Raw genomic sequence first — 2,231 nt, forward strand, 5'->3', positions numbered from 1 at the left:
CCGCGGATCGAAGCTGCCTGGCTGTCGGGACAGCATCTCGCGGAGTTCGTCGGATCGACAAATTGGGCTGTTTCCAAACAGCATGTCCGATGCTGAGACTCATAAGACGACGTTCAGCGGCGTCGGCGAGACTCCCAGCTTCGGACGCTCGTTAATGTGCACCGGCCAGTGCTTCCTGCGACCGCACCCATGACGCGCAACCGTAGGAAGTGGGCACATTTGCAACTGTCGTCTTCGGAGTTCCATTCCGTCGAAAGCGAACTTGAAGGACCAAGCTCCTGGCACGTCCTCAGCGCAATGGTCTCATCCAATCTGACCGCAATATCGACAATTCCAATGCTCGCCCAATATCGAGAATGGAGCTAAGATACGGACCTGATTGTCGGTTTATGTGAAGCGTCGGCATCACGCGAAGCCGGGGGATGAGGATGCATTCGAAGAAGCTGGCTGTCCGCAACTTTCGTAGGTTGCAGGACGTCGTTATCGATCTCGCCTCCGATATCTCGATCTTCGTCGGCGCCAACAACAGCGGAAAGACCTCGGTCGGGCACGCTCTTCAACTGTTCACCGGGCATGGCCGTTTCAATATCCATGATTTCAGCGCAGAGTTATGGCCGGAAATCATCTCGTTCGGGGCCGGCGAGGAAGGCGCTGCGCTGCCGACCGTGGAAATCGATATCTGGCTGGAGATTGGCGCCGAGGACGTCCACCGCGCGATCGATCTCCTGCCGAGCCTCGCGTGGGACAGCACGTTTGTTGGAATGCGCGTCGCCTATGCTCCGATCGACCCTCAGGCCACGCGCGCCAGATATATCGACGCGCGCGATCGCGCCCTCGCCGCGGTCGACAAGGACGAACATGATGTCCCGGTGTTCGACCCGGCCCCGCGACACCTTCGCGATTAGCTGCGCGATCATCTGAACGACGAATATGAGCTACGCTACTTCGTGCTCGACCCGGCGAAGTTCGACGCCAACATGGTCGCCGAAATCGGCTACGTCCCGGCTTCGCTCGCAGGACGCGATCGCAGCGGGCGCGAGATTTTAAACGGTATTCTCCGGATCGATTTCCTCAACACCCAGCGCCATCTGTCGGATAGTCCTGGCGGTGCCCGCGCGGAGGACCTGTCGCGCGTGCTCAGCCGCTTCTACGGCCGCAATCCCGAGCAGAAGGGCGAGGATCTCGACGCCCTTCGGGCGCTCGCCGCGTCCGAAGTTTCGCTTAACGAGCATCTCGAGCGCGTGTTCGAGCCGACTCTCAGGAGCCTCGCCAAGCTCGGCTATCCCGGGCTGTCGAACCCGCGGATGATGATACGATCGGCGCTCGATCCGGCTCAGATTATGAGCAACCGCGACGGCGCGCTGGTCCACTATGCGGTTGGCCCGGATGATTGCGCGCCCGATCCGCCGACGCTGCCCGACCACTACAACGGGCTGGGGTTTAAAAACCTCATGTTCATGGTGGTCGAGCTTCTCGATCTGCACGCCCAGTGGCTGGCGATCGAGGAGAACCGCCCGCCAGTCCATCTGATCTTCATCGAGGAGCCCGAGGCGCATCTCCACGCCCAGTTGCAGCAGGCCTTCATCCGCAAGGTTATGGATATCAATGCCGCACCGATGTGATCTGGGGTGGCGATACGCTTTCGTTGGCAGGCCGCACGCTCGAGGAAGCGTTCGCGCTCAAGAACCTCGCCTGGTCCCAACATAAGGACCGAAAGCCGCTCCAGCTCCGCATTGCCAAGAATGACGAGAAGCATCTCGGCGAGCTGGCCGCCCGCATTCACAAGCGCGTACAGGCGAAGAGCTTCAGCAAGACCGACTTCGCCCTCGCGTTACTTGCCGAGGATCCCGCAACCTGGGTTGTGCCGGAATACATCGCTGACGGCCTTCGCTGGCTCGAAGCTGGAATCGCACCCCCAGACCCCGAGCCCGACGACGAGGTGGGCGCGGAAGAGATGGCCGGTGCCGGGGCCGACGCCGCTGCTGCGCTCGAGCCGGATAGCGAGGTTGCCGCGTGACCAGCCGCATCGGCAGCCCCGACACGCCGGCGGACATCGAGGTCCGCGCCTGCCTCGATTGCAAAGTCCCACGATCGTTCGTCATGGTTGCGGGTGCTGGCTCGGGCAAGACAACGGTGCTGTCAGTCTAACGCGAACCGCTCTCCACATGATGCAGTCTGAGCTGCTGCCGGTCTGGTAGACACGAGGTTAAGCTACCTGCGCTTGCCGCTCG

General features: G+C 61.5%; 3 protein-coding genes. All 3 read left to right on the top strand.

Annotated elements, in window-relative coordinates; translation table 11 throughout:
* Nucleotides 1–428 precede the first annotated feature (428 nt).
* Genes ASE91_RS20090 through ASE91_RS20100 form a run of 3 tightly spaced genes read left to right on the top strand, consistent with a single transcriptional unit; the run spans nucleotide 429 to nucleotide 2,017 of the window.
* Nucleotides 429–905 carry an AAA family ATPase gene (locus tag ASE91_RS20090; protein ID WP_200911221.1) on the top strand — a complete coding sequence of 159 codons (477 nt, stop codon included), beginning with the start codon at nucleotides 429–431 and terminating at the stop codon, nucleotides 903–905.
* 42 nt (nucleotides 906–947) lie between these two features.
* Entirely contained in the window at nucleotides 948–1,622 is a 675-nt protein-coding gene (locus ASE91_RS20095; protein ID WP_200911222.1) for an AAA family ATPase, read from the top strand.
* Entirely contained in the window at nucleotides 1,619–2,017 is a 399-nt protein-coding gene (locus tag ASE91_RS20100; RefSeq protein ID WP_235530393.1) for a hypothetical protein, read from the top strand. Before ASE91_RS20095 ends, ASE91_RS20100 begins: the two co-directional genes overlap by 4 nt.
* Nucleotides 2,018–2,231: the final 214 nt, after the last annotated feature.

This window comes from Sphingomonas sp. Leaf62 (assembly GCF_001421915.1).
GTDB lineage: Bacteria > Pseudomonadota > Alphaproteobacteria > Sphingomonadales > Sphingomonadaceae > Sphingomonas.